The 4514-nt window shown below is 55.1% G+C and carries 1 protein-coding gene; it reads right to left on the bottom strand.

The features are described 5' to 3' along the window. Positions 1-4514, bottom strand: a 4514-nt coding sequence (locus ACFSX3_RS26255; protein WP_379313455.1) for an amino acid adenylation domain-containing protein, incomplete at both ends; no start/stop codon positions are given.

The raw sequence follows: 4514 nt of genomic DNA on the forward strand, positions 1-4514 counted from the left end.
GCCAGCTTTAGCACGCTTCCTTCGTAGTCTTGCGGTACTTCTCCGTCTCCGTATACGAGCAGGAGATCGACACCGCTGTCTTCCAGCATATATGCGATCCGCTCCTCCGGGTACGCCGAGTCGATCGGCAAGTACGCCCCGCCCGCTTTCAGGATCGCGAGAATTCCCACGATCATCTCCACCGAGCGCTCTGACATGATTCCTACGATCCGCTCCGCTCCAACCTCACAACTGCGCAGTACGTGCGCCAGCTGGTTCGCCTTCGCATTCAGCTCCCCATACGTCACCCGTTCAGACTCGAATACGACGGCCATAGCTTCCGGCGTCCGCTCTGCTTGCTCCTCGAACAGCACATGAATCGTTTGGTCCTTCGGATACTCCGCCTTCGTGTCGTTAAACGTCTCCAGCAGCTCACGCTTCTCTTCTTTCCCGGCCAACTCAATCTCGTTCAACCGCATCTCCGGCCGTGCGGCTACTTGCTCCAGAATGGTCTCCAGATGGCTGATGACCCGTTCGATGTTATCTCTTCGATGTTCCGACGCATTAAAATCGATTTTAATAACGAGCTGGTTCGCATGTACATACATCATGACGCTTAACGAATAATTGGTATGCTCGAAACTTTGAATATCCGTGATCTGAAAATCTTGATTCTCAGCCTGCCCCTTAACTTCATAAACTTCCGGGTAGTTCTGGAACACAAATAGATGATCGATCAAGTCTTGTTTCAGATCCGATTGTGCTTGAACCTCGGCTAATGAAAGGTAATCGTATTTCTCCGATTCCAACGCTCGTTGCTGCAACCGTTGGACCGTCTCGATGAACGTGTCTGCGGTTTCGTTCGGGCTTAGCCGAACCGGTAGCGTGTTGATAAAGAGCCCCACCATGTTCTCGACGCCGTCGATTTCCGCAGGACGCCCCGATACAACCGCACCGAACACCACGTCATCGGTATTGTTGTAGCTGCGCAGCAACATGCCCCATGCCGTCTGCATCATGCTGTTCATCGTAACCTGATGGCGTTTGCTCAATTGTGCCAAACGCTCGGTCAATGCCTCTGAGAACAAATGATGAATTTCTTCCAGCTCGTACGCCCCATTGGTGGAAGAATTGCTACTTGCAGAGATCGACGCCCGCTGCTCGTATCTCGCCAAATAATCTCTCCAATAGCCCAATGCTTCTTCGCGATCCTGCTCTTCCAGCCACTTGATGAAGTGGATGTAAGGCTTCACGGCAGGCAAATCGATCGCTTTGTCTCCGCAAAGTTGCGTATACACATAAAAGAATTCTTTAAAGACGATGTTCCTGCACCAGCCGTCCATCAAGATATGATGGTGGCTCCATACGATCTCGTACCGGCTCTCTCCCGTCTTCAATATGGCCATCCGCAGTAGCACATCTTTCGTGAGATCGAACCCTCGCTCTCGATCCGATTGCTTGAACCGCTCCACATGGTGCTTGATTTCATCTTCCGTTAACCCTGTGTAATCTTCAAATACGATCAACGGATTGCGCTTTTTAAGTACGATTTGCAACGGTCTTTCCAATTCCTCGTACATAAACACCGTTCGGAAGATATCGTACCGTTCCATCAGGAGAGAAAGACTCTTCTCCAGATGGCCTTTATGCAGCGATCCTTGAATCATAAACGACATTTGTTCAAAGTAAGCGGATGACTGCGGTTCCCTTAATTCTTGGAACAGCATGCCTTCTTGCATTGGAGACAGCGAGTATATGGAAACTATCTCGCCGCTGCCACTACTTGCCAACTGATCGCAAATTTTATCAAAAGTGGCGAATGGCATTGCTTCGCTGCTCACATCGCTCGGGGTCAGTTCGGTCTCGGTTTGCTGCATCAAATGGTCGACGATCGAAAGCAGCTGCTTCTTGTAATTGTCCAGTAAGGCTTGCATCGTGCTTTCGCCAAACTCCTGCTTGTCATACGTCAAGGCCAGCGTCAGTTTTCCGTCCATTACACTTCCTACAATGTCCAGCGCATTAGCCCGTTCCGCTTGCAAACTCACCTGGCCCCCCGTGGGAAGGCCAGACATCGACATGACCCCGGTATTCATTTCCCGATCCCATTGCCCCAAGTAGTTGAAGCTGATTTCCGGTGCCATCCCGCTTCCAATTCCGCTGCTCTCCGCTGGCGTCAAATACTTCAGCGCACCGTATCCCACGCCTTTGTTCGGAATCCCTCTCAGCTTCTCCTTGAACGATTTGACCCAGTAGGCTATCCCTTTCGCCTTCTTCAACTCAAAGACGACCGGATAAATGCTCGTAAACCAACCGACCGTTCTCGTCACGTCCACGTTGTCCAATACTTCTTCCCGGCCGTGGCCCTCCAGATGAATGGCCAGCGTCTCATGACCCGTCCATTCCTGCACAGCTAAACCAAGCGCCGCGAGCAGCACGTCGTTTATTTCCGTCTTGTACGCATGGTGCGTTCCCGTCAGCAGGTTTTTCGTTTCCGTCTCGCTTAAGCTAATCGCCAGGCTGGTACTGCTCCCGATTGTACGGACTCCGCCGCTTTCCCCGTCTTTGGGCAGCGGCTTAACCTTGGCGCCTTCTTCCTGCCGCCAATATGCAGCTTCCCTCAGCAGTTTCCGGCTCTGTGCATAGTTCCCTATCCGCCCCGACCACGTCCGGTAGGAATGCGTTTTGCCCGGCAGCGCGACAGGTTCGCCGTGCAGCCGCTGCTCGTATCCCGCCGCGAAATCCTCCAACAGAATCCGCCAGGACACCCCGTCTACAACAAGGTGATGGATCGCAATCAGCAGATGATCGCCGCTGCCTGTCCGGAACAATCCCAGCTGCATCAGCGGGCCGGTTTCCAGATTCATCGCCTGCTGGACCTGCGTCGCCTTCCGCTCGACCGCCGCGCTGACGTCCGCTTCCCCCGAGACGTCGAAGACCTGCAGGCGGAACGCTTGGTCTTCTGTCCCCCGGTTCATCTGTACGATCTTCCCTGTGTCCTGCTTATACACCATCCGCAGCGCATCGTGGTGCTCCGTCAGCTTGACTACAACTTCTTCCACGATCGCTTCCCGGAAACCGTCCGGGTGGTACAGCATCATCGCCTGATTCCAGTGATGACTTTGCGAGAAATCCTGTTCGAAAAACCAATGCTGAATCGGGCTGAGTGCAACTTCACCCTCCACGGCCGCTTCTTCGGCCGCTGCCTGCAACTTCGTCTGAATATAGCGGCTGACTTCCTCGATCGTCGGATGCGTAAACATATCCCGGACGACCAGCTTCAGGCCTTCCGAGCCTAACCTCGACACGATCTGGATCGCTTTGATCGAATCGCCACCCTGCTCGAAGAAGTTGTCCCGGATGCCCACCGGCTGTGAAAGGCCAAGCACGTTCTGCCAAATCGCCGCCAGCTTCGCTTCCGTCTCGCTCCGCGGTGCGATGTATTCGTTTCCTGCCTGCACCAGCCCCTGCGGCTCCGGCAGCGCCTTCCGGTCTACCTTCCCGTTAGCTGTCAGCGGAATCCGCTCCACTTCTACCAGATACGGCGGCACCATGTACTCCGGCAGGCTGCGCTTCAAATATGAACGTAGCTCGGAGGCCTCGAATGCTTCCACGCTCACCACATACGCGCAGAGGTACGCTTCGCCCTGCTCATCCTTCCGGGCGATGACCACCGCTTCCTTCACGTCCGTGTGCTGCAGCAGACGGTGTACGATTTCGCCTGTCTCGATCCGGTATCCCCGGATTTTCACTTGCTCGTCAATTCGGCCCATGTACTCCAGATTCCCGTCCGGCAGCCATCTCGCCAGGTCTCCCGTCCGGTACATCCGCTCCCCAGGTTCAAACGGGTTGTCCACGAACTTCTCCGCCGTCAGCTCCGGGCGGTTCATGTATCCGCGCGCCAAACCGTCTCCTGCGATGCACAGCTCCCCTGGCACCCCGATCGGCTGCGGCTTGTTCGACCGGTCGACGACATACGTGCGAACGTTCGGCAGCGGCTTGCCGATTCCAACCTTCTCCGTTTGCCGAGTTACCGCCTCTTGCGTCGCGTAAATAGTGGCCTCCGTCGGCCCGTAAATGTTCTCGATTCGGGCATGCGGCCACTGCTCGCATGCTCGCCAAGCCATCTCCGTCGGCAACGCTTCGCCCGCGATAAACAGGTATTGCAGTGATAGAGCCGCTCCCCCGCTCCTTTCCGCCTCCACCATGAACAGCTGCAGCATGGAAGGAACAAAATTGACATGTGTCACCCGGTTATCCCCAATGACTTGGAGCAACTCCCCTGGATCTCTCTCGGCGCCCGGCGCTGCCACCACCACTTTCCCTCCGCCCGGTATCCATCCGAACAGTTCCGTCAACGACACGTCGAACGTATAGCTCGTCTTCAGCAAATAAGCTTCTTCGTTCCCGCAAGGATATTTACTATGCAGCGCGACCATCATGTTCGTTAAGCTGCCGTGCTCGACCATGACCCCTTTCGGCTGTCCCGTCGATCCCGACGTGTAGATCACATACGCCAGATCGTCCGGCCCGCTTGC

Origin of the sequence: Paenibacillus rhizoplanae, from assembly GCF_042684125.1 — a bacterium.
Classification (GTDB): Bacteria; Bacillota; Bacilli; order Paenibacillales; family Paenibacillaceae; genus Paenibacillus_AQ; species Paenibacillus_AQ rhizoplanae.